The organism is Pantoea sp. SGAir0184 (genome assembly GCF_043544755.1).
Genome location: NZ_CP028050.1, coordinates 4,100,792 through 4,123,675, shown reverse-complemented (window position 1 = coordinate 4,123,675; position 22,884 = coordinate 4,100,792). Strand labels below are relative to the sequence as shown.

Genomic DNA, 22,884 nt, shown 5'->3' with positions numbered 1-22,884 from the left:
TAAGGTTACGACCAGTTCGCGTCAAAAAACACAGGAAAGGCGGCATGTTAACAGAAACTGGCCGCCTGCTCATACCACTTCGTCAACGGGTTTGCAGGACGTGCTGATAAAGCGAAGTCAGCGCCTGCGCCAGTCTTTGCGGACCATAAGGTTCAATTTTGCGACGTGCGGCTTCGCCCAGCGCCGGATTGTGCGAAAGTGCGGGCGTTGCGATTACCGCTTCGTTTAACGCTTTGATATCCAACGCATCGCAGACAAAACCTTCCTCACCGTTGGTGATAAATTCTGCGCCGCCGCAGCCGGTGCTGGTAATGATTGCCAGCCCGCAGGCCATCGCCTCCAGCACCACATTGGGGAACGGATCGTACAGCGTTGGCAACAGCAGCGCATCGGCAGCGTGATAAAACGGCTGAACGTCCTGCTGCACGCCCGCAAAGCGCAGGCGGTCAAGACAGTTAAGCTGGTTCGCCAGCTGCTGATAGCGCGCCAGCTGTTTGTCCTGGCCGACCACCACCAGGTAGCGATCGCTATTAGCGACCGCTTCGATAGCGGCCTTTAGCCCTTTGCGTTCGAAGCCGGAGCCGACGTAGATCATCACCGTGGCGTCCTGCGGCAGGTTGAGTCGCTGACGCGCGGCGTGACGCAGCGTATCGCTGGCAGGCTGAAAACGCTGGCTATCAATGGCGTTGTGAATCACGTGGATTTTGCTGGCATCCAGCGCGAAGTGGCGCAAAATATCCTGCTTCACCATGTGCGAATTACAGATCACCGCTTTCAGCGAGGGCGCATTGAACATCTCCGCTTCCGCCTGCAGCACATAGCGATGGTACGGGCTCAGGCTGGCGCTCAGCCGCTGCCACGGCGAAACAATGCGCGCGCGCTGCTCCAGCCATACGCGATGCACACCGTCGCCGGCGCGGAAAATATCGCAGCCGGCGATGCGCTCGTGGCTCTGTACGATATCGAACTTTTCCCGCTCCCAGCAGGCGCGCGCCGCGCGGGCAAAGCCGCGTTCACGCGAGATGCGGCCAAACTTTGCCGGATTGCAGATGTGCAGGTGCCAGGCCGGGTTCGGCGTGCCCTGCCAGCTGCGGGTAATAATGTTGAGATCGAGCTGCTCGCCGTCCAGCGCTTCCAGCGCACGTGAGATAAAGCGCTCGGCACCGCCGTCCGGCCGGTATTTCTGCCGGACAATCGCCAGCCGTAACTTAGTCATGCAAAAGGCTCCTGGCGGCGGCAAGCACATCCTCAACCGGGATGGCAGACAGATAGCGCTGCTCGGTATTGGTATTGATCGAATCCGGTGACGGCAGCGGCGCATAGTCGCCCGCCCAGATAACGCGGTTATTGTCGCCCCACGGGCGCCAGTGCTGCAGCTTGGTCGGGCCGAACAGCGCCAGGCACGGCGTCTGTAGCGCCGCGGCCATGTGCATCGGTGCGGAATCGACGCCAATAAACAGCTGTGCGGCGTCGATCAGCGCCGCCAGCTGCGGCAGCGAGAGCTGGCCTGCCAGCGACACCACGTTCGGCGTGCGGCACAGCGACTGGATATGGGCGATCATCGCCAGCTCTTTCTGATCGGGCGCGGCGGTCAGTACCACGCTGCGACCATCAGCGGCCAACGCATCAATCAGCTGCGCCACCTTTTCATCTTCCCAGCACTTAAAAACCCAGCGCGAGGTGGGCTGCAGCACCACAAACGGGCCGGTAATCGACTGCTGAGCGAGGACGTCCTGCACTTTTTGCTGGTCGGCGGCGCTGAAATGCATGGAGGCTGTCGCCCCGGCGGTGGGAATGCCGAGCGGCTGCAGCGCCGTCATGTTTTGTTCCACGGTGTGCAGCTGATGGTGACGGTCGGTGGAAACCAGCTGGTTATGACACCAGCGCCAGAACGCGTTGTCGCGCTTGCGGTACGCAAAGCCAATACGCACCGGCGCACCAGACAGGCCAGTAATAATGGCGCTGCGCCACTGATCGGCCAGATTAATCACCACATCGTAATGGCAGTCGCGCACCGCCCGTACCAGCGCGACCTCATGGCGAAACTTCTGCCAGCCGCCTTCCTTTTTCCAGTTGCGATCGATGATATGCAGCTGACGGATCGCCGGATGCGCTTCCAGCATCGGGCGCGTCTCTTTATACAGCAGCACATCAATGTTGGCCTTCGGATAGCGCTGGCGCAGCGCATTGATGGCAGGCGTGGTCAGCAGCATATCGCCATGATGACGCAGCTTTATCAGCAAAATATTTTGCGGTGCAAAGTGGGCTGGAATCGGGCTTGCCATACTCAAATCATCTCAAAATTCAGTGAGCTGATTGTAGGGCAAACCCTGGAGGGGTTAAAGCCGCGGCGGGCGCTTATTTATTGCGCCAGCGATAAATGCGGCTCAGCCACAGCAGCAGCTGATACCACTGACGCGCGCCGCGCGCATTGCGCAGCATGCGTTTGTGCGTCTGGCTGCTAAACAGATCGGCGATCATTGCCTGGCGCGCTGCGGCGTCCGGTTCGCGCCGGATAGCGTGGCACACGCTGAGCGCTTCGCGGGTAATCTGCGCGTGGAAGCTCGGGTAAATCTTCACCTTGTGACGATAGCGCGTATTAATCTCTTCCAGCATGCGCGCGATTTTCAGGTAGTGACGCTGATAGTCGACGTTGTGCTGGCCGGTGCGCTTGCGGTTGCTGATCGACGCATCGTGCATGTAGTAGCGATACAGCACCCGATCGGTGTAGCGCACGCGCTGTACGTTGAGCATGAACTCAGTGGTCCACGGGATGTCCTGATGATGCAGACCGGGTTCAAACTGCAGATTAAGCTGTTCGATCAGCTCACGGCGGTAGATACCGAGCCACACGACGTGCAGGTAACGCCGGGTTTTCAGCGCCTTGTCGAGCCACTCCGGCCCGCTTAACACGCCGGTGCTGGTGAGGCGATCCCGCGGAATCATCGGCTTAATTGTCTGGCTGGCCTTGAAAAACCACTCGGCGTTGCACTGCGCAGCGTCCAGACGATCGCGCTCCGCCATGTCGACCAGCGTCTGGTACATCGCCGGGTCCATGGTGTCGTCAGCGTCAGGAAAGCTGACGTATTTACCCCGCGCCACGGCCAGCCCGGCATTGCGCGCACGCGACACGCCACCGTTCGGCTGATGAATCACCTGGATATGTGGGTACTGCTGCGCCAGCGCGTCGGCGCGCTCGCCGGAACCGTCGGTGGAGCCATCATCAACAATGATGATCTCCAGCGACGTCAGGGTTTGCGCCAGCAAGGCATTGATACAGCCGGTAAAGTCAGCACCAGCGTTAAACATCGGGATAATGAGACTGAGTAGCGGGGATGAGCTATCGGGCTGCGCTGTCATGTTCTTCGTTGTTCCGTCGCGCCAGGCGCTGCTGCTGCCGGGTGCGGATAAAATCATGGATATCATTTAGCTTGCGTTCATCCAGCTCGAACAGCTGTTCAACCGGATGGGCAAATTTGTATTGCGCAGCGAACACAAACGAAGAGGGCGCGATGTGGTTCGGGCCAATTAAGAGCACGTCACCCAGCGGCCTTTGCTCCTCTACGCAGCAGGGACCATAAATTAAAATCACCGGTACCTGTTGCGCGTCGGCAATATACACATTGCCGGAATCTGAGGCGATATAGAAATCCATCTCGTTAATGGCGGCAGGCAGCGCCTCGAGCGGAATTTTACCTACCAGACTCACCAGATTGTTTCGCTGACCGGCAACTTTAAACAACTCCTGAACGCGTGATTGTTCATTCGGTGCGCCGAAAGCAAAAAAAGTGCAGGGGAGATCGTTCAGGTGGTCGAAAAGCCGACACCAGATTAACGGCGGAATGGTTTTGGCCTGATTCCCTGCCGTCACGCTAATACCAATGCGGATGCCCGGCGCCTGCGTAATTTCCGCGGGCAGGGTTTCCGGTTGCCACAGTGGCAGAGTGGCATGTTTGGGATAACTCTCTTTGGTAAAAGAGCGATCGGCCAGTTTCAGGTAATTTTCCAGCGTTAAGGTATTTTTCTCGTGATAAACCACGCCGCTGGCCGTTAAATAAAACAGGCCCTGATAGCCTTTGCGCCGATAGCTGGAAAGAAATTGTTTGTTGCTGGCATTGCAGCAGGCGGCAATAAATAAATTGAGATTGGTGGGATGCAGCAAATAAATATTGTCGTAGCGATTGAGCAGCTGCCACACCAGTTTTATTTTTTTCATCAAACCGGAGCGGTGATCTTCGATATACCAGATGTGCTCCAGCGTGGCGTCACGTTCAGCCAGCGGGGCGACACTAAAGCTCAGCAGGGCATCGCTTTTTCCCAGGTGGGATAATAACGGCGTGATATTAATATAGTCGCCAATTTTAGCGGTCTGTATCACCAGATTTTTACCGGTGCGGCCATGAACAAACTTCATCACCCATTTGACCGGCGAAAAAAGAATAAACAGTAGTACGTACGTCAAGTAGTCATCCCCATGATTCGGTCACACCGTCATGGGGGACCTGTTAACCTGAAACGTGCTGCGTGGTTGAAAATGACGTCTCCGCCACCTGAATAAGCTGCAGGTATTGCTGGCAAACAACGCTCAAACTATAAATGCTTAAGTCCAGATGTTGCAACCTGGGGGGAGTTGTATAAATTTCTCGCATTTTTTCTGCCAGCGATGTTGCATTCATCTCTGCCAGACCGCGTGACAGTTCGCCGGTGAGGATCGAAACAGGACCGCCCGGACAGCGCGTACTGACCACCGGGGTGCCGCAGCTCAGGGCTTCGACCAGCACATTACCAAAACCTTCACTGTCGGAACTGACCACCAGCAGGCGCGCGTGCCGTATCCAGGGGTACGGATTGCGCTGAAAACCCTCGAAGCGCACGCGCTCCGCAATGCCAGAATTCTGCGCCTGCTCACGCAATTTTTGCGTTATTTTTTCGCTTCCCTGTCCCAGCAAAACCAGCGGCGCGGTGATGCCACTCAGGGCATAGGCTTCGAGCAGGCGGTCATGGCGTTTGGTTTCATGGAAGCGTCCCACATGCACCAGGAAATCGGTGCCGGCTAACGGGCAGGGTTCAGCCGCCAGTCGGGCGAGGCTGTCAAAATCGAAAGGATTGGCGATCACTTTGGCCTGGCGGGGCTGTACGCCAATGTTTTGCACCATATCGTCGATGACGTACTGCGAAACCCCGACGATTTGGCGATCCTGATAAACGTGACGGATTTTCAGCCGCTTCAGCCACAGCGAGAAGCCGGTTTTACGTGCCAGATACGAAGCAGAAAACACGCCGTGCAGACAGAACCAGGTCCTGTCTCCGTCGAGCGCAGGCGTTTGCCTGACAATGCGGTCAGTTTTATGCAGATGAGAGAGGATCAGATCAAATTTGCCGTGCCGCGCTTCACTGTCGCGCACCGCACGATCCAGCAGGCGCGCGCGGCGCCATGTTTCTGTCAGCTTGCGCCACGGGTGGTTACAGCGATCAAGAATCACCTGGTAATCCACGCCAGCCGGAATGGGGTAATCACATACCTTCCGCAATGAGAAGATCGAAACCTGGTGTCCCTGACTGAGGAAGCCCCCCGCCAGAGTCAGTACGACTTTTTCGGCGCCGCCGCCCGGCAGGCCATCAATCACCATTAAAATGCGTTTCGACAAAATTTTTTACCCCTACATGCCAGTCTGCTGTAAAGACTTAGCTGCTATCATTCCCGGTGCTATCAGGACTTAATATAAGAAAATTCAATTAATTATTTTTATGGCCAGGTAATTTTACACGAACGTGCGCTCGGTTAATTGCTAAAATTCAGGCCAGTGAAGAGTTTAAATTATTCTAGTTTAACTAATCTTATACCGCTATCGACTTCCCCCTGAACCCGCATGGGAAAAGTTTGCGCCCGTCAGGAGCGTTGCGTACCATAGCGATTATAACACTGTAATTCACCGGATAAGTTATGGAAAAACCTGCCTTTTTAATTACCCTTGATACCGAAGGGGATAACCTGTGGCGCAATCGCAGCGGCAAGGTCACTACCCATAACGTCCGGTTTTTACCGCGCTTCCAGGCGCTGTGTGAGAAATACGCTTTTAAACCGACCTGGCTGACCAACTATGAGATGGCCAGTGACCCGGCTTATGTCGAGTTCGGGCGCGATCTGCTGGCGCGCGGTCAGGGCGAAATCGGTATGCATTTACATGCCTGGTACAGTCCACCTGAATATGCGCTGACCGACGATGAGTGGCGTTACCAACCTTATCTGATCGAATATCCGGAAAACGTCCTGCGCGATAAAGTCGCCTTTATGACCGATCTGCTGGAGAACGCTTTTCAGCGTAAAATGACCAGCCACCGCGCCGGCCGCTGGGCATTTAATGAAGTGTACGCCCGCGCCTTGATCGATCAGGGCTATCTGGTTGACTGCTCGGTTACGCCGCGCGTGAGCTGGCGTAATGCGCAGGGTGCACCGCAGGGACAGGGCGGAACGGATTACAGCCATTTCCCCGATCGCGCTTATTTCCTTGATGAACAGGATATTTCCAGGCCGGGCGACAGCCCGCTGCTGGAACTTCCGATGAGCATTCAGTATCGCTATGGCACGCTGACCAATCAGCTTAAAAAAATGTGGAATGGCATCCGCGGCAGGCAGCGTGGACCTTCAGTGAACTGGCTGCGTCCGGTGGGGGGGAATCTGGCCCAGATGAAACAGGTGGCAGAACAGACGCTCGCACAGGGCAACGACTATGTGGAGTTCATGCTGCATTCATCCGAGTTTATGCCAGATGGCAGCCCCACATTTAAAACGGAGGCTGATATTGAACGCCTGTATGACGATCTGGAAGGCCTGTTCAGCTGGCTGGCGACCCGGACGCAGGGCATGACGCTCACTGAATTTGCGCAGCTGAAGCACCAGCAGCGCTAAACAGCCCAATCGCGTTACAGCGCGATCTCAGCCAGCATGGCCATCACGTCGTCAGGCTGAATGTCTGCCATGCTGCTGCTGCCCTGCGCGGGCCGTAACGCATGCTGATTCCTGCCATAGCCACCAATCAGACCCGGGTCAGTCGGGCCGAACAGGGTGATGTTGGGGCGATCCAGCGCGGCGGTCAGATGGCTCAGACCGGTATCCACCGAGACCACCGCACGGGCGCCCGCCAGCTGCTGCGCCACCTGCTCCAGCGTCAGCTTCGGCAACACCTCTGCATGGTCAAACCCTGCTGCCAGCCGCTGCGCGCGCTGGTGCTCGTGTTCGGCGCCCCACGGCAGCCTGACGCGCAGGCCAGTGGGTTGAACCCGCGCGATGAGCTGACGCCAGTGATTTTCCGGCCAGTGTTTGTTGTCGCGCGTTGTGGCGTGCAGAAACACCAGGTACGGTTGGCTATCCTGCGGTTGCGCCGCGAGAAAATGACCGGCAATGGCATAGTCGCCCTGCGTGGACGGTTTTTCATAGCCCAGACTTTTGGCGAACAGTTCGCGCGTGCGTTCCACGGCGTGCTGCTGCTTACCAATCTCATGACGCTTGTCATACCACCAGCTGGCGAACGGTTCACGTGCGCTGCGGCTGTCCTGGCCATGTTTGATGCCTTTGGCGAGGCGCGTCACCAGCGCGGCGCTTTTAATCAGCCCCTGGGCATCAATCACCACGTCGTACTGACGTGACTGCAGCTCGCGTTTGAATTGCACGCGCTCTTCGCGCTGCTGGCTGCCAAACCAGTGTTTGCGCCAGCGACGAATCGCCACCGGCAGGACTTTGTCGACGGCCGGATGCCAGCCAGGAATTTGCGCAAAATTCTCTTCCACCACCCAGTCGAAGCGAATGCCGGGAATCGCCTGCATCGCGTCGGTCAGCGCCGGCAACGTGTGCAGCACATCACCCATCGACGAGGTTTTAACAATCAAAACGTGCATGGTTACTCCTGCACCGGATGCAGTAACTCGTTGAGTTCCTGATGCACGCGTGCCGGTTGAATATCAATCAGGCTCTGGTGATAGCCTTCTGCGGCATCGCCTTTGCGCACTTTGTGGTAGCCGGTAATCAGGCGAATGATGCGCGCCTGATGGGACAGCGGCGGCGTGAAATCCGGGCTGCTCGGGCCATACAGCGCCACCAGCGGCCGGTTGAGCGCGGCGGCAATGTGCATCAGTCCGGAATCATTGCTGACAACCGCAGCACAGTGGGCGATCAGAATCACCGCCTGCTCCAGCTGCGTTTCGCCCGCCAGATTGCGGCAGTGCGCGCGCGCCGTGTCCGGCAGCGCCTGCAGGATCGCCTCGCCGGTTTCCCGATCTTTAGCCGAGCCAAACAGCAGCACCTGATAGCCTTCAGCAATCAGCTGTGCCGCCAGCGCGGCGTAGTGATAATGTGGCCAGCGCTTCGCGGGACCAAACTCGGCACCGGGGCAGAAGCCGATGGCCGGGCGATCGGCCGACAGCGCAAACTGCGCCGCGGTCATGCATTTTTCATCGTCGTCGACGCGCAGCTGCGGCCACAACAGCGGCTGCGGCAACTGTGCTGCTGCCGCAACCGGCTGGTCATAGCCCAGCGCCACATAGCGCTCCACCATTAAGGGAAACGCGGCTTTGTCCAGCACCCGCACGTCATTCAGCACGCCATAGCGCATTTCGCCGCGCCAGCCGATGCGGCGTTTGATGCCGGCAAAAAACGGCACCAGCGCCGATTTAAAAGAGTTTGGCAGCACATAGGCGCGATCGTAACCGCTGGCCCGCAGCGCTTTGCCCAGCCGACGGCGCTCACCCAGCGCCAGCGCACCGTGGCCAAGCGGCATCGCCAGCGCCTGATTCACTTCCGGCATGCGTGACAGCAGCGGCCGGCACCAGGCCGGCGCCATCACATCAATTACCGCCTCAGGGTGCGCCTGTTTCAGCGTGCGATAGAGACTTTGCGACATCATCATATCGCCGACCCAGGAGGGGCCAATAACCAGAATTTTCATCGCCGGTGCCGGTTTCCTTATGCGTGACGGTTCAGCCAGGCCATGTATTCGCCCACGCCCTGGGCAACGGTTTTAAACGGTTTGTCATAGCCCGCGGCGCGCAGTTTGCTGAGATCCGCCTGCGTAAAGGCCTGGTAGCGCCCTTTCAGTTTGTCCGGGAACGGGATGTATTCGATCTGGCCTTGCTGGTGGAACTTCAGCACCGCATCCGCCACTTCCTGGAAAGATTCGGCGCGGCCGGTACCACAGTTATAGATGCCGGATACGCCGTTTTCCCAGCACCACAGATTGACCGCCACCACATCATCGACGTGGATGAAGTCACGACGGAAGCTGTCGCTGCCCTCGAACAGCTTAGGATTTTCACCGTTGCTGATTTGCGTATTGAGGTGGAACGCGACGCTCGCCATGCTGCCTTTATGGCCTTCACGCGGCCCGTACACGTTGAAATAGCGGAAGCCGCACACCGGCGAATCCGCTTCCGGCAGAATCTGGCGGACATAGTGGTCGAACAGCATTTTTGAGTAGCCGTACACGTTGAGCGGCTGCTCGTACTGACGCTCTTCAATGAAGTTCTCGTTACGCCCGCCGTAGGTGGCGGCCGATGAGGCATACAGGAACGGAATTTCACGTTCGAGGCAGAAGTGCAGCAGATCTTTTGAGTACTGATAGTTATTTTCCATCATGTACTTACCGTCCCACTCAGTGGTGGCTGAACAGGCACCTTCATGGAACACCGCTTCAATCGGACCCAGATCTTCACCCGACATGATGTAGGTGAGGAACTCCTCTTTATCCATGTAATCCGCGATGTCCAGATCCGCGAGGTTCACGAATTTGGTGCCATCTTTCAGATTATCCACTACCAGGATATCGGTATGACCGCGATCGTTGAGCGCTTTCACAATGTTGCTGCCAATCATGCCCGCGCCGCCGGTTACGATAATCATATGCTTTGCCTTTAAACAGTTGGGGTGAAACAGGAGGTTTCACGCACGAATACCTAACATCATAACATTTCAGCCCGATGCGGACAGCCAGATGACGCCGATCGCGCTGCACAAATCCTGCGCGCCGCGTGAACTATGCTGCAAAACGGAGATTTCCCTGGCTGAATTGTCGTCCATTCGCTTTTCGATCAGTAATATGTGCCAAAATTTTGCTATCTGAGGAGCAGAATCATGTCCGATCAGTTCTATTCACAAATCCGGCAACAGCTTGAGACAACGCGGCAGGACGGATTGTTCAAACAGGAGCGCACCCTGACCTCGGCGCAGCAGGCGGAAATCAACGTCGCCAATAGCCCGCCGGTGATTAACTTCTGCGCCAATAACTATCTCGGCCTTGCGAACCATCCGGCGCTGATTCAGGCCGCCAAAGACGGTATGGATACGCATGGTTTTGGCATGGCGTCGGTGCGTTTTATCTGCGGCACGCAGGACAGCCATCAGCTGCTGGAACGCCGGCTGGCGGAGTTCCTCGGCATGGAAGAGGCTATCCTGTTCTCCTCATGCTTCGACGCCAACGGCGGGCTGTTTGAGACCCTGCTGGGCGCGGAAGACGCGATTATCTCGGATGCGCTCAACCATGCGTCGATCATCGACGGCATCCGCCTGTGCAAAGCCCAGCGCTATCGTTACGCCAACAATGATATGGCTGAGCTGCGCGCGCGCCTGCAGGAGGCCCGCGACAAGGGGGCGCGCCATCTGCTGATTGCCACCGACGGCGTGTTCTCCATGGATGGCGTGATCGCTAACCTGCAGGGCATTTGCGACCTGGCCGATGAGTTTAATGCGCTGGTGATGGTGGATGACTCGCACGCGGTGGGCTTTGTCGGCGCAAGCGGACGCGGCACGCATGAATACTGCGGCGTGATGGATCGCGTGGATATTCTGACCGGCACGCTGGGTAAAGCGCTGGGTGGCGCGTCCGGCGGTTACGTGGCGGCAAAACGCGAGGTGGTTGAATGGCTGCGTCAGCGCTCGCGCCCTTATCTGTTCTCTAACTCGCTGGCACCGGCGATTGTGGCCGCGTCGCTGCGCGTGCTGGATCTGCTGAACGAAGGCGATGGGCTGCGGCAGCGGCTGTGGGAAAACGCCCGCTTCTTCCGGGAAAAAATGACCGCCGCTGGCTTTACGTTGGCCGGTGCCGATCACGCCATCATTCCGGTGATGCTGGGCGATGCCAAAGTGGCGCAGCAGTTTGCCAGCCTGCTCCAGCAGGAAGGCATCTACGTTACCGGCTTCTTCTATCCGGTGGTGCCGCAGGGCCAGGCGCGAATTCGCACGCAGATTTCTGCCGGCCACACTCAGGCGCAGCTGGAGCACGCGGTGGCGGCCTTCACGCGCATCGGACATCAGTTAGGGGTTATCACTGCAGGAGCCAACGGATGAAAGCACTGGCTAAACTGAAAGCGGAAGAGGGGATCTGGATGGTGCACGACGCGCCGGTGCCGGAGCCCGGTCATAACGATCTGCTGATTAAAATCCGCAAAACCGCCATCTGTGGCACCGATGTGCATATCTATAACTGGGATGACTGGTCGCGCAAAACCATTCCGGTGCCAATGATCACCGGCCACGAATACGTGGGCGAAGTGGTCGGTATCGGTCAGGAAGTGAAGGGTTTCGCCATCGGCGATCGCGTATCAGGCGAAGGTCACATCACCTGTGGCCACTGCCGCAACTGTCGCGCCGGCCGTACCCATTTATGCCGTAATACCGTGGGTGTCGGGGTCAATCGTCAGGGCTGCTTCGCCGAATATCTGGTGATCCCGGCGTTTAACGCGTTCAAAATTCCCGACAATATTTCCGACGAGCTGGCGGCGATTTTCGACCCGTTCGGTAACGCGGTGCATACCGCGCTCTCGTTTGATTTGGTAGGTGAAGACGTGCTGATCTCCGGTGCCGGACCGATTGGCATTATGGCGGCAGCGGTGTGTAAGCACGTCGGCGCGCGAAACGTGGTGATCACTGACATCAATGAGTACCGCCTCGGGCTGGCGCGTGAAATGGGCGTGACGCGTGCGGTCAACGTGGCGCAGCAGAATCTGCGCGAGGTGATGAAGGAACTGGGCATGACCGAAGGCTTTGATGTCGGACTGGAGATGTCCGGCGCGCCGCCGGCGTTTCGTACCCTGCTGGAGACCATGAATCACGGCGGACGCATCGCGCTGCTGGGCATTCCGCCGGGTGAGATGTCGATTGACTGGAATCAGGTTATCTTCAAGGGGCTGTTTATCAAGGGGATTTACGGCCGTGAGATGTTTGAAACCTGGTACAAAATGGCCGCGCTGATTCAGTCCGGCCTCGATCTGACGCCGATCATCACGCATCGCTATCACATCGACGACTTCCAGCAGGGCTTCGACGAGATGCGTTCCGGGCGTTCAGGCAAAGTGGTGCTGAGCTGGGATTAAACGACACACCGGCCTGCGGGCCGGTGACGCTCAGGATTGCTGTTTTTCCGCATCGGTCAGGTAACGCACCTTACGCGTGTAATCCTGGCCTTTGAAGCTCAGCGGCTGGTGCGGATCCTGCAAATATTTTTGCCATTCACTTAAGGGAAAGCCGCCATGCGCGCCAATCACCTGCGGTGGAATCACGGCCGACTGACCACCAATGCGTTTCGACACCGGCCAGTTAGCCCATTCGCCCAGATTGACCGTGCGGAGATCCAGCAGGTCGAGCAGGGCAGCGAGCGGTAGCTGATCGGTTGGCGGCTGGTCGTCGTTCATCAATTCCCAGGTATCATTAAATAACGTCAGCCACAGCGGACAAATACGCTGCCATGTGCGACGGGAGGCCGCCAGATAGGCGCCATTCACGTGATCCTGCAAATAAGGGCGAACGGTGTGGTGGTAATAGGCCGGAATATGTTCTTCTGGCGCGCCGGCCAGTTTGGCGATCATCTTGCCCTGACGGAAGCTGCTGTACAGATGATGCTCACGCATCGCAATATCCGGCGTTTTTAATAAATTGAGATCGGAATCGATCATCAATATACCTTCACCGGTTGCCTGCAAGGGGGCCTGAAGTTTAATCAGGCGGCTGCGGTAGATCTGTTTATAGCGGTAGTTTTCTTCACGAAACGGCACCTCCAGCGTCACCACACGCACGCGTGCCGGCAGCGGCGGAAAAGCGCTGGAAGGCTGATCGCTGACAATGACAATTTCGCTGATGGTGTCGGCGCAGCGGCTGGCAAAATAAGCGCTGAGCACCGCTTCTTCAATGTAATCAGCGCCGGTACAGGGAATGACCACGGAACTGACGGCAATTGTGCCCTGCGCATCCGCCTGCGTGGCGGGAATGTTGTGGCGCGAGAGAATATAGCGACGGTGTTTATTTAAAAAATCAAACATGCTTTTTTCTCTCCATGACGTTTTCCAGAATGTTTTCCACGCCCGATACGTAATGTTCAATGCTATAGCGCTCGCGCACCCGGGCGGCGGCGGCGGCGATTAAACGCTGGCGCAGCGCAGTATCCTGCCACAGCGCGCTAAGATGCTGGCTAAGCTGTTGCGTATTGCCATAGTCAAACAGTAAACCGGTCTCGCCGTGTTGAATTAATTCCGACGTACCGACGACATTCGAACCTATCACCGCCGTATTCACCAGCATCGCTTCCAGCACCACGCGCGGCAGCCCTTCACTGGCTGAGGCGAGAATAAACGTATCGAATGCCGCCAGATAATCCAGCGCGTTATTTTGAAAGCCGGTAAAAATAACCTGCGCGGCGATACCCTCTTTTTGCGCCAGCTGCTGTAAGTGCTGCTGCTCCGGGCCGGCACCGACGATCACCATTTTCCATTTAGCGGCAGGATGCGCGCGGCTGAATGCACCTAACGCCTGCAAAATATGATGGTTAGATTTACGCGCAATCAGGGAACCGATGGAGCCGAAAATAAAGGTATCCGCTGGATAATCAAAGCGCTGACGCACCGCCTCACGCACCGGCAGCGGCTGATGAATATCGATAGCGTTGGATACGGTAAAGCAGCGCTGCGCATCAACACCGCTTTCGCTCAGGGTGCGGTGTACGCCCTGTGACACGGCAATCACCGCATCACAATGCCGATTAATCATCTTGACCAGCGCATTATTGAGTAATGGATCAATGCGGCAGTGCTGAATTAACGCCACGTGAGTCTGTTCAGCGGCGAGATAGCCTTCAACGTTGGTGCTGGGCTGATTATTCATGTACAGCGCATCATAGCCACCGTCGCGTAAAATCGTCGCGATTTGGCGGGCGTTAGGCTGCATGCGCCACTGGCGATCGATGCGGTCGATGGCGTTTTTTTTCACCGCGCGGTTAAAAAACAGCAGGGTGCGCAGCAACTCTTTGGTGATTTTTGCCCAGAGCGGCTGGCGACGCTGCGCAATAAATGTCACCGGAATGCCGATCGCGTCTAATACCGAGGCAATCGTCTCCTGATTGCCACGCGCATAATTCTGATAAAAACAGCAGGTGATAGCGAAACGCTGGCGATCAATGCGCTTGAGTAATTCCAGCATGCTGTTGGTACCGCCGCCCCATTCGCGCCCGGTATCCAGCAGCAGAATTTTCTTTCTGGTTGACGTCATCTGTTCCGATATCCTTGCGCGGAAAAGGTGTGGCGTTAAATAAGGCGCAGCACGCTGCGCCTGATAATCAGAATAGCTGTTTAAGCGACTGCACGAGTGGACTGCCGGTAATGCTCTCTGTCACCACCTCCACCGCACGACTCTGCGGTACGGCAGGCAGCGGCTGGCCCGGCTTACACACGCCCGGCGCACGGAACACCGGGGTGCGCGGTTTCACCGGCGTGCTGGCCGGCGGCGTAGCGCCCTGGCGCAGCGGTTCGTTGAGCAACTGGCTGGGGCGGACCAGGGTGATATCGCCCGGTAGCGTCGGCAACATCTGCTGCAACACCCGTACCGTGGTGGGATGCGGATGGCCAATAGCGATGGCGTAGCCATCACGCTGTGCCAGCTTCACTGCGCGGGTGAACTGGGTGCGAATTGCCGCTTCATTCTGGCTGTCGTCGAGGAATACGCGCCGCTTCAGCACCTTAACCTGCGTACCCTGTGCGGCCGGGACCGACTGGCTGTTGCCAATGGTCATGCTATCGAGGAAGTAGTAGTTGTAGTGATTGAGCACCTGCATCACTTTCTGCATGCCGGGCAGGCTGGAGGTCATTTTGCTGCCCATATGGTTGTTCAGGCCAACCGCATACGGCACTTTGTTGCTGGCGTCACGCACGATGCGCGCGATCTCTTCGCTGCTCATCTCCGGCGTTAACGTATCCTTCTCCAGCGGCTGCTTGCTCAGCGGTGCCATCGGCAGGTGAATCAGCACCTCATGACCGCCCTGATGCGCTTTGGTTGCCATATCACGCGCATGAGGCGCGTTGGGCAGCACCGCCACAGAAATCGCGGCGGGCATCTGCAGCACTTTATTCTCTTCAGCCGGGCGGTAGCCGAAGTCGTCAATGACGATAGCCAGTTTTCCCGCATGGGCGGTAAAGGTGAAAAACAGCCCGCACAGGGCGGCGCTAAGCTTTTGGGACTGAAACAACACTTATCTTCCTAACCACGGCAGTGGATTGACGGCCTGTCCCTGACGACGAATTTCAAAGTAGAGCGAGGGCGTGCCGCGGCCGCCGCTGGTGCCCACGAGGGCGATAGGCTGTCCTGCCTTCACCTGCGCACCGACGCTCACCAACGCGCTCTGATTGTAGCCATAAAGGCTCATATCGCCTTTACCGTGTTCGACGACCACAACCAGGCCGTAGCCTTGCAGCCAGTCGGCCATCAGCACGCGACCATCAGCAATGGCTTTGACTTCAGTGCCTTCCGGGGCATCAATCACCAGACCTTTCCAGCGCAGTTCGCCCTGCATTGCTTCACCAAAGCGATGTTCAATGCGACCGCGCACTGGCCAGATGGCCTGTCCGCCCGGCCGGCCAAGGCCGCCGGTGCGCGCCATCAGCTCGCGCTCGCTTTGCGTAGGGGAATAGCTGGAGCCTTTGGCTTTTGCCTGGGCCTGACGCTGGCGCACTTTTTCCGCCTCGCGCGCTTCGCGTTGCGCCCGTTCGCGCGCCTCACGTTCGGCTTTGGCAATTTTGTCCTGCAGGCGGCTTTCGTTCTGGCGCATCTCGACCAGATCGGCCTGGTCTTTCTCCAGCGCGCTCTCCAGTGCGGACAACGTTTTCTTACGCGCGGCGCTGGCGGTTTCCAGCTTGTTCTGTTGCGTCTGCTGCTGCGCTAACAGCGACTTTTGCTGCTCCTGCTTGCCCTGCAGCGCCTGACGCTGCTGCGCCAGTTCCTGCTGAGTCTGCTTAAGCTCGTCGATGTTTTTCTGCCGGGCGGCATTGAGGTAGCCAAAATAGGCCAGAATACGTTCGCTGCGCTGTGCTTCTTCACCGCCGAGCAGCAGTTGCACGCCGTTGTGCTGGCCCTGACGAAACGCGGCATCCAGCTGCTGCGCCAGCAATTTTTCCTGCTGCGCCTGCTGCTTTTCCAGCCGGGCAATGGCGGCGGTGGTTTGGGCGATTTCGCCGTTCAGCGCGCTCAGGCTGTTGCGGGTTTCACGCAGCTGGCGACTGGCCTGGGCAATCACTTTTTCCTGACTCTGCAGCTGATCGAGCAGCTTACTGCGCTGCAGCTTCTGCGCTTTAACGCTTTTCTCTTTTTCGGCGATGTCCTGCTGAATGGACTTTAGCTGCGTTTTGCTGTCATCGGCGCTATGCGCGGCGACGGGCAACAGCAACGCACCCGCACAAAGCAGGCTGAGGGAGATATCGGACCAGCGAAATGACAACGGAGATGCCGGGTCGTTGTAACGGGTCCTTGTGTGTGTAACGGTCGCTTTTCCCTTCATAGTCGATAATTATTCCACGATGAACAGCCGCTTACCAGTTATCCCGGCCGGGTTTTGCTTTACGAAAGATGTCGGCCACAGCTTACCGGGATAAAGATTGTCTCAATTTTGCGATTAGAACACTTTTTTTGGAAAATGACGCACAAATCGTAACTCTGCCCGCTTCGCGACTGTACATGCGAAGTGGCGCAGGTATACTCAGAACCCTTGTTTTAGCTTATTAGCCCCGGTCTGGAGTCGTTACCCCTCATGCAAGAAATTATGCAGTTTGCAAGCAATCACCCCATCCTTAGTCTGGCATGGGTCGCTTTACTTATTCTGGTGATTGTAACCACCGTTAAAGGTATGTTCTCTAAGGTAAAAACCATCAGCCGTGGCGAAGCAACCCACCTGATCAACAAAGAGGACGCGGTGGTGGTAGACGTTCGTTCACGCGACGACTATCGCAAAGGACACATTTCAGGGGCTATTAACATCGCCGCAGCCGATATCAAAAAAGGCAGCTTCGGCGAGCTGGAAAAGCACAAGTCGCAGCCCATAATTGTGGTATGTGCCACCGGCCAGAGCGCCGCAGAACCGGCAGCCACCCTTAGCGCAGCGGGTTTTGACAAAGTGACCGTGCTGAAAGATGGTGTGAGCGGCTGGAGTGGCGAAAACCTGCCGCTGGTTCGCGGTAAATAACTTCCTGAGGTATCACCGCATGGCTAATGTTGAGATTTACACCAAAGTGACCTGTCCTTACTGCCACCGGGCGAAGGCGTTGCTGGATCAAAAAGGCGTGTCATACCAGGAGATTCCCATTGATGGGGACGCGGTAAAGCGCGAAGAGATGATCAAACGCAGCGGCCGCACCACGGTGCCACAGATCTTTATTGACGCGCAGCACATTGGCGGCTGTGACGATCTCTACGCGCTGGACGGGCGTCAGGGACTCGATCCCTTACTCCGCGCATAATATTTTCGACCGACAATTTTCACTTAAAGGATTCAGTAACATGTCAGAGCATAGCAGCAACGAAATGCAGTTCCAGATTCAACGCGTTTACACCAAAGACGTCTCATTTGAAGCGCCAAACGCACCTCAGGTTTTCCAGAAAGAGTGGGAACCGGAAGTGAAGCTGGATCTGGACACCGCCTCTTCTCAGCTGGCGGATGAAGTGTATGAAGTCGTGCTGCGCGTTACTGTCACCGCCACCGTGGGCGAAGACACCGCGTTCCTGTGCGAAGTACAGCAGGCCGGTATCTTCACCATCAGCGGTATCGAAGGCACGCAGATGGCACATTGCCTCGGCGCTTACTGCCCGAACATTCTGTTCCCGTATGCGCGTGAATGTGTCACCAGCCTGGTGTCACGCGGTACCTTCCCTCAGCTCAATCTGGCGCCGGTCAACTTTGATGCGCTGTTCATGAATTATCTGCAGCAGCAGGGTGAAGGCGAAGCGCCACGTCAGGATGCCTGATGACTACACTCAACGCTTCGATTAGCGTCATCGGTGCCGGCTCGTACGGCACCGCACTGGCCATTACGCTGGCCCGTAATGGCCACCCGGTGCTGCTGTGGGGCCACAATCCGCAAAGCGTGGCGCAGCTGCAGGCTGACCGATGCAATAGCGCTTTCCTGCCCGATGTTCCTTTCCCCGATAATCTCGTTCCTGAAGCCGATCTGGCCCGCGTCGTCAGCGCCAGCCGCGATCTGCTGGTGGTGGTGCCAAGCCATGTGTTCGGCGACGTGCTGATGCAGCTCAAACCGCTGCTGCGTGCCGACTCACGCATTGTCTGGGCGACCAAAGGACTGGAAAAAGAGACCGGACGGCTGCTGCAGGATGTGGCGCGTGAAATCCTCGGCGACAGCATTCCGCTGGCGGTGATTTCCGGCCCGACCTTTGCCAAAGAGCTGGCGGCCGGTTTGCCGACGGCGATTGCGCTGGCGGCCACTGACGCGCAGTTTGCCGACGATCTGCAGCAAAAGCTGCACTGCGGCAAAAGCTTCCGCGTTTACAACAATCCGGACTTTATCGGCGTGCAGCTGGGCGGCGCAGTGAAAAACGTCATTGCGATTGGTGCTGGAATCTCCGACGGCATTGGCTTTGGCGCCAACGCGCGTACGGCACTCATCACCCGCGGTCTGGCGGAGATGAGCCGTCTCGGTGCTGCGCTGGGTGCCGATCCGACGACCTTTATGGGCATGGCGGGTCTTGGCGATCTGGTGCTGACCTGTACCGATAATCAGTCGCGCAACCGCCGTTTCGGCATGATGCTGGGGCAGGGCGAAAGCGTGGATGAGGCGCAACGCATTATCGGACAAGTTGTAGAAGGCTACAGAAATACCAAAGAAGTCAAAGCGTTAGCTGCGCATGTGGGCGTGGAAATGCCAATAACCGAGCAAATTTATCAGGTATTATATTGCGAAAAATCGGCGCGAGAGGCAGCATTGAGCCTGCTTGGTCGTACAAGGAAGGACGAGAACAGCCAAAGCTAAAGCAGGATGCTTAAGCATTATCACCTGTAGCGCCTAATCGGGCGCTTTTTTATCGGGAGCAAACAGCAATGTCGTCTGAAGAGTTAGAACTGGTCTGGAACCATATCAAAGCCGAAGCCAGAGCGCTGGCCGATTGTGAACCGATGCTGGCCAGTTTTTACCATGCGACCTTGCTCAAGCACGAAAATCTCGGCAGCGCGCTCAGCTACATGCTGGCTAACAAGCTCGCTAACCCGATCATGCCCGCTATTGCCATACGCGAAATTGTTGAAGAAGCCTATCGTCAGGATCCTGAGATGATTGTCTCGGCCGCGTACGATATTCAGGCAGTGCGTCAGCGCGATCCGGCGGTCGACAAATATTCCACGCCATTACTCTATCTGAAGGGCTTCCACGCGCTGCAGGCGTACCGTATTGGCCACTGGCTGTGGAAAGAGGGACGGCGCGCGCTGGCGGTGTATCTGCAAAACGAAATCTCGGTCTCATTCGCCGTGGATATTCATCCGGCGGCGCGCATCGGGCGTGGCATCATGCTGGATCACGCCACCGGCATCGTGATTGGTGAAACGGCTGTGGTGGAAAATGACGTCTCCATTCTGCAGTCGGTCACGCTGGGCGGTACCGGTAAAACCAGCGGCGATCGCCATCCGAAGATCCGTGAAGGGGTGATGATTGGCGCGGGTGCCAAAATCCTTGGCAATATTGAAGTCGGGCGCGGTGCCAAAATCGGCGCCGGTTCGGTGGTCTTGCAGCCGGTGCCGCCCCATACCACGGCGGCCGGCGTGCCGGCGCGCATTGTCGGTAAACCAGCCAGCGACAAACCGTCGATGGATATGGATCAGCATTTCACCGGCGCCGGGTTTGAGTACGGCGACGGCATCTAGCCTTTGATCAGCGCGCCCGCATAATCCAGCTGGCGCCACGCCTCATACACCACCACTGAAACTGCATTCGACAGGTTCATGCTGCGGCTCTCCGCGCGCATCGGAATGCGGATCTTCTGTTCTGCCGGTAACGCATTAAGAATTTCTGGCGGTAAGCCACGGCTCTCCGGGCCAAACAGCAGATAGTCGCCCGGCTGATAGCTGACGGCGCTGTGCGCCGGTGTGCCTTTGGTGGTCAGCGCGAATAAGCGCTGTGGCGCTTCCGCCGCCAGAAAAGCGACGTAGCTGGCGTGCTTTTTCAGCGCGGTATATTCATGGTAATCCAGTCCGGCGCGGCGCAGGCGTTTATCATCCCAGGCGAAGCCTAACGGCTCAATCAGGTGCAGCTGAAAGCCGGTATTGGCGCACAGGCGGATGATGTTGCCGGTATTTGGCGGGATTTCAGGTTCAAATAAGACGATGTTTAGCATAAGGCCCCCGGAAACGAGGGCCGCAGCATAGCAAATTATTGCCGGGCGGAGTACAGCGGCAGCCACAGCGTCAGGCGCAGACCGCCTAACGGGCTATCATCGGCTTTCACCCAGCCGCGGTGCTGTTGCACGGCGGTTTCGACAATCGCCAGCCCGAGCCCGGTGCCGCCGGATTCACGGTCACGCGCTTCATCGGTGCGGTAGAACGGACGGAAAATCTGCTCGCGATCTTCCGGGCTGACGCCGGGACCGTCGTCGTCGACGTGCACGGTAATGCCCTGAATATCCACGGCAAAGCTAACGCTGATGTGCGTGTGCGAATAGCGCAGCGCGTTGCGCACAATGTTCTCCAGCGCGCTTTCCAGCGCGTGCGGGTTACCGTACAGCGGCCACGGACCGGGCGGATACGGCACGTCCATGGTTTTACCCATCTGCTCCGCTTCGAATTTGGCATCTTCCAGCACGCCATTCCACAGCTGGTTGGCCTTCATCGCTTCGCTCACCAGCGCGTTCTTATGCTGGGTGCGCGACAGTACCAGCAAGTCGTTGATCATGCCGTCCAGACGCTGCGCTTCGGTCTCAATACGCTCCAGTTCTTTGCCTTCGCCATGACGCCGGCGCAGTAGCGCAGTCGCCAGCTGCAGACGCGTCAGCGGCGTGCGTAATTCATGGCTGATATCCGACAGCAGTCGCTGCTGTGCCGTCATCATGCGTTCGAGCGCGCTCACCATCTGGTTGAAACTGGAGCCGGCTGCGAGAAATTCCTGCGGGCCCGATTCCAGTTCCGGATGCTGACGCAAATTTCCGCTCGCCACTTCATCCGCGGCATGTTTTAGTTTGCGTGCCGGACGCGCCAGGCTCCACGCCAGCCACAGCAGCAGCGGTGAGCTGATTAACATCGTGACGATGAGCAGCAGCAGAGGACGGTCAAACAGCAGGTTGACGAAATCGAGCTGGGAACTGGTGGCGGGACGGATCAGATACAGCTGGTAATTGTCTTCGCCGTCGCGCACCGCGAAGGGGCCGACCATCTCGACGCGGCCATACTTTTTCTTCTGCGGATGATCGGCATTATCGGACTGGCCGATAAAGTTACGGATCACCTGCATTTCATTGTGCTGCGCACCGATCACCCGTCCTTCGCTGGTCACCAGCAGCAGGCGCTGACCGGGCGGTGCCCATTTGTCGATGGCGCGAAACAGCCGGCGCCACCACATCAGGTCGTTGGGCGGATCCTGTGACAGCTCCGCCTCAACGTGTTGCTCAATCATGGTGCCCTGGCGCTGTTCGCTCTCCATCAGCGAGGTCATCTGGCGCGAATCGAGTTTGGGCACCATCAGTACCAGCATCAACACCAGCGCCAGGGTGAGCCAGAAGATGGCGAAGATGCGGGTGGTCAAACTTCCAATCATGATGCCGAAACCATCAGATAGCCGCGTCCGCGCAGAGTTTTGAACCACGGATGACCATCACGACGTTCCGGCAGCTTACGACGCAGGTTGGAGATGTGCATATCGATGGCGCGGTCAAACGGCGTCAGGCGCTTGCCCAGCACTTCCTGGCTGAGATGCTCGCGTGACACCACCTGGCCAAGATGCTGCGCCAGTAAGTAGAGCAGGGTGAACTCGGTGCCGGTGAGATCCAGCGTTTCGCTGTCGAAGCTGGCTTCCTGACGGCCCGGATTCAGGCGCAGGCAATCCACTTCCAGCGTCGGTGAGCTGTTATCGTGCTGTTGCTGCTGTTCGCTCCAGTTGGAACGGCGCAGAATCGCACGGATACGCGCCACCAGTTCGCGATCGTTGAACGGCTTTGGCAGATAGTCATCCGCGCCCAGTTCCAGGCCCAGAACGCGGTCCAGCTCGCTACCGCGGGCGGTCAGCATGATGACAGGGGTTTGATGTTGCTGGCGTAGCTCTTTTAACGTGTCGATACCGTTCTTCTTCGGCATCATGACATCGAGCAAAAGCAGGTCGACGGTGTTGTCCAGCAGATTGAGCGCCTGCTCGCCATCGCTGGCGACAATCACCTCAAAACCTTCCATTTCAAGCAGTTCTTTAAGCAGCGAAGTCAATTCGCGGTCGTCATCAACCAACAGGATTTTATTCATTTTTTGTTGCCCTCCGCAGGCAAAATACCGTGTTCCTATAGTGGCAATCCAACGCTTTACGTAGTTTTACACCCCCTGACGGATGTTTGCAGCTGTCGCCGTACACTAGCTCTCGTTGAATCGCAAAACGGAACGAACCGGG

At 57.4% G+C, this 22,884-nt stretch carries 23 protein-coding genes; 8 read left to right on the top strand and 15 right to left on the bottom strand.

What is annotated here, in order from left to right; all coding sequences use genetic code 11:
- Positions 1-82: 82 nt before the first annotated feature.
- The 5 genes from C1N60_RS19465 to C1N60_RS19445 all read right to left on the bottom strand — a co-directional run bounded on the left by C1N60_RS19465 (position 83) and on the right by C1N60_RS19445 (position 5,630).
- The gene (locus tag C1N60_RS19465) at positions 83-1,216 is read right to left on the bottom strand and encodes a glycosyltransferase family 4 protein (protein WP_059010935.1); all 1,134 of its coding nucleotides are present in this window, start codon (positions 1,214-1,216) and stop codon (positions 83-85) included.
- Entirely contained in the window at positions 1,209-2,285 is a 1,077-nt protein-coding gene (gene rfaQ, locus C1N60_RS19460) for a putative lipopolysaccharide heptosyltransferase III (RefSeq protein ID WP_394521215.1), read from the bottom strand. Before rfaQ ends, C1N60_RS19465 begins: the two co-directional genes overlap by 8 nt.
- 73 nt (positions 2,286-2,358) lie before the next feature.
- Positions 2,359-3,309 carry a glycosyltransferase gene (locus tag C1N60_RS19455; RefSeq protein ID WP_058771085.1) on the bottom strand — a complete coding sequence of 317 codons (951 nt, stop codon included), beginning with the start codon at positions 3,307-3,309 and terminating at the stop codon, positions 2,359-2,361.
- A gap of 31 nt (positions 3,310-3,340) precedes the next feature.
- A complete protein-coding gene (locus tag C1N60_RS19450; RefSeq protein ID WP_394521214.1) occupies positions 3,341-4,462 on the bottom strand; it encodes a glycosyltransferase family 9 protein in 1,122 nt (373 codons plus the stop codon).
- A gap of 43 nt (positions 4,463-4,505) precedes the next feature.
- Positions 4,506-5,630, bottom strand: a complete 1,125-nt coding sequence (locus C1N60_RS19445; RefSeq protein WP_058759422.1) for a glycosyltransferase — start codon at positions 5,628-5,630, stop codon at positions 4,506-4,508.
- A 314-nt stretch (positions 5,631-5,944) separates the two neighbouring features.
- Between C1N60_RS19445 and C1N60_RS19440 the strand changes: the two genes are divergently transcribed.
- Entirely contained in the window at positions 5,945-6,910 is a 966-nt protein-coding gene (locus C1N60_RS19440) for a polysaccharide deacetylase family protein (RefSeq protein WP_394521213.1), read from the top strand.
- A gap of 14 nt (positions 6,911-6,924) precedes the next feature.
- On the opposite strand, the gene rfaC is transcribed toward C1N60_RS19440, so the two are convergent.
- From rfaC to rfaD, 3 genes are read right to left on the bottom strand one after another with little or no spacing between them, the layout of a single operon-like run.
- Entirely contained in the window at positions 6,925-7,896 is a 972-nt protein-coding gene (rfaC, locus tag C1N60_RS19435; protein WP_394521212.1) for a lipopolysaccharide heptosyltransferase RfaC, read from the bottom strand.
- Between the two features lie 2 nt (positions 7,897-7,898).
- Entirely contained in the window at positions 7,899-8,942 is a 1,044-nt protein-coding gene (gene rfaF, locus C1N60_RS19430) for an ADP-heptose--LPS heptosyltransferase RfaF (RefSeq protein ID WP_262264920.1), read from the bottom strand.
- A gap of 17 nt (positions 8,943-8,959) precedes the next feature.
- Positions 8,960-9,892: an ADP-glyceromanno-heptose 6-epimerase gene (gene rfaD / locus C1N60_RS19425; protein WP_238561302.1), complete on the bottom strand. Its 933-nt coding sequence runs from the start codon at positions 9,890-9,892 to the stop codon at positions 8,960-8,962.
- 231 nt (positions 9,893-10,123) lie between these two features.
- Between rfaD and C1N60_RS19420 the strand changes: the two genes are divergently transcribed.
- Together C1N60_RS19420 and tdh are read left to right on the top strand one after the other, a co-directional pair.
- A complete protein-coding gene (locus C1N60_RS19420) occupies positions 10,124-11,335 on the top strand; it encodes a glycine C-acetyltransferase (RefSeq protein ID WP_159377802.1) in 1,212 nt (403 codons plus the stop codon).
- The gene (tdh, locus tag C1N60_RS19415; RefSeq protein ID WP_394521211.1) at positions 11,332-12,360 is read left to right on the top strand and encodes an L-threonine 3-dehydrogenase; all 1,029 of its coding nucleotides are present in this window, start codon (positions 11,332-11,334) and stop codon (positions 12,358-12,360) included. Before C1N60_RS19420 ends, tdh begins: the two co-directional genes overlap by 4 nt.
- 30 nt (positions 12,361-12,390) lie before the next feature.
- Here tdh and C1N60_RS19410 read toward each other — a convergent pair whose 3' ends face one another.
- The 4 genes from C1N60_RS19410 to envC all read right to left on the bottom strand — a co-directional run bounded on the left by C1N60_RS19410 (position 12,391) and on the right by envC (position 16,802).
- Entirely contained in the window at positions 12,391-13,302 is a 912-nt protein-coding gene (locus C1N60_RS19410) for a hypothetical protein (protein ID WP_058775481.1), read from the bottom strand.
- A complete protein-coding gene (locus C1N60_RS19405; protein ID WP_058775482.1) occupies positions 13,295-14,524 on the bottom strand; it encodes a glycosyltransferase in 1,230 nt (409 codons plus the stop codon). Before C1N60_RS19405 ends, C1N60_RS19410 begins: the two co-directional genes overlap by 8 nt.
- A 67-nt stretch (positions 14,525-14,591) precedes the next feature.
- Positions 14,592-15,497 (bottom strand): divergent polysaccharide deacetylase family protein, encoded by a 906-nt coding sequence (locus tag C1N60_RS19400; RefSeq protein ID WP_125309614.1) that lies wholly within the window; start codon positions 15,495-15,497, stop codon positions 14,592-14,594.
- 3 nt (positions 15,498-15,500) lie between these two features.
- Positions 15,501-16,802, bottom strand: coding sequence for a murein hydrolase activator EnvC (gene envC / locus C1N60_RS19395; RefSeq protein ID WP_031279626.1), 1,302 nt, complete (start codon positions 16,800-16,802; stop codon positions 15,501-15,503).
- Positions 16,803-17,051: 249 nt separating this feature from the next.
- On the opposite strand from envC, the gene C1N60_RS19390 reads away from it, so the two are divergent.
- The 5 genes from C1N60_RS19390 (at position 17,052) to cysE (ending at position 20,165) form a co-directional block, all read left to right on the top strand.
- Positions 17,052-17,483, top strand: a complete 432-nt coding sequence (locus C1N60_RS19390) for a rhodanese-like domain-containing protein (RefSeq protein WP_058759412.1) — start codon at positions 17,052-17,054, stop codon at positions 17,481-17,483.
- A 19-nt stretch (positions 17,484-17,502) separates the two neighbouring features.
- Positions 17,503-17,757, top strand: coding sequence for a glutaredoxin 3 (gene grxC, locus C1N60_RS19385; protein WP_010616518.1), 255 nt, complete (start codon positions 17,503-17,505; stop codon positions 17,755-17,757).
- Positions 17,758-17,797: 40 nt separating this feature from the next.
- Entirely contained in the window at positions 17,798-18,262 is a 465-nt protein-coding gene (gene secB, locus C1N60_RS19380; protein ID WP_021507054.1) for a protein-export chaperone SecB, read from the top strand.
- On the top strand, positions 18,262-19,281 hold the full coding sequence (gpsA, locus tag C1N60_RS19375; protein ID WP_394521210.1) for an NAD(P)H-dependent glycerol-3-phosphate dehydrogenase: 1,020 nt from the start codon (positions 18,262-18,264) through the stop codon (positions 19,279-19,281). Before secB ends, gpsA begins: the two co-directional genes overlap by 1 nt.
- A 68-nt stretch (positions 19,282-19,349) precedes the next feature.
- Positions 19,350-20,165 (top strand): serine O-acetyltransferase, encoded by an 816-nt coding sequence (gene cysE, locus C1N60_RS19370; protein ID WP_021507052.1) that lies wholly within the window; start codon positions 19,350-19,352, stop codon positions 20,163-20,165.
- Here cysE and trmL read toward each other — a convergent pair.
- From trmL to cpxR, 3 genes are read right to left on the bottom strand one after another with little or no spacing between them, the layout of a single operon-like run.
- Entirely contained in the window at positions 20,162-20,635 is a 474-nt protein-coding gene (gene trmL / locus C1N60_RS19365; RefSeq protein ID WP_058775484.1) for a tRNA (uridine(34)/cytosine(34)/5-carboxymethylaminomethyluridine(34)-2'-O)-methyltransferase TrmL, read from the bottom strand. The genes cysE and trmL overlap by 4 nt on opposite strands.
- Before the next feature lie 35 nt (positions 20,636-20,670).
- The gene (cpxA, locus tag C1N60_RS19360; protein WP_031279625.1) at positions 20,671-22,047 is read right to left on the bottom strand and encodes an envelope stress sensor histidine kinase CpxA; all 1,377 of its coding nucleotides are present in this window, start codon (positions 22,045-22,047) and stop codon (positions 20,671-20,673) included.
- Positions 22,044-22,742 carry an envelope stress response regulator transcription factor CpxR gene (gene cpxR / locus C1N60_RS19355; protein ID WP_007885339.1) on the bottom strand — a complete coding sequence of 233 codons (699 nt, stop codon included), beginning with the start codon at positions 22,740-22,742 and terminating at the stop codon, positions 22,044-22,046. Before cpxR ends, cpxA begins: the two co-directional genes overlap by 4 nt.
- Positions 22,743-22,884: the final 142 nt, after the last annotated feature.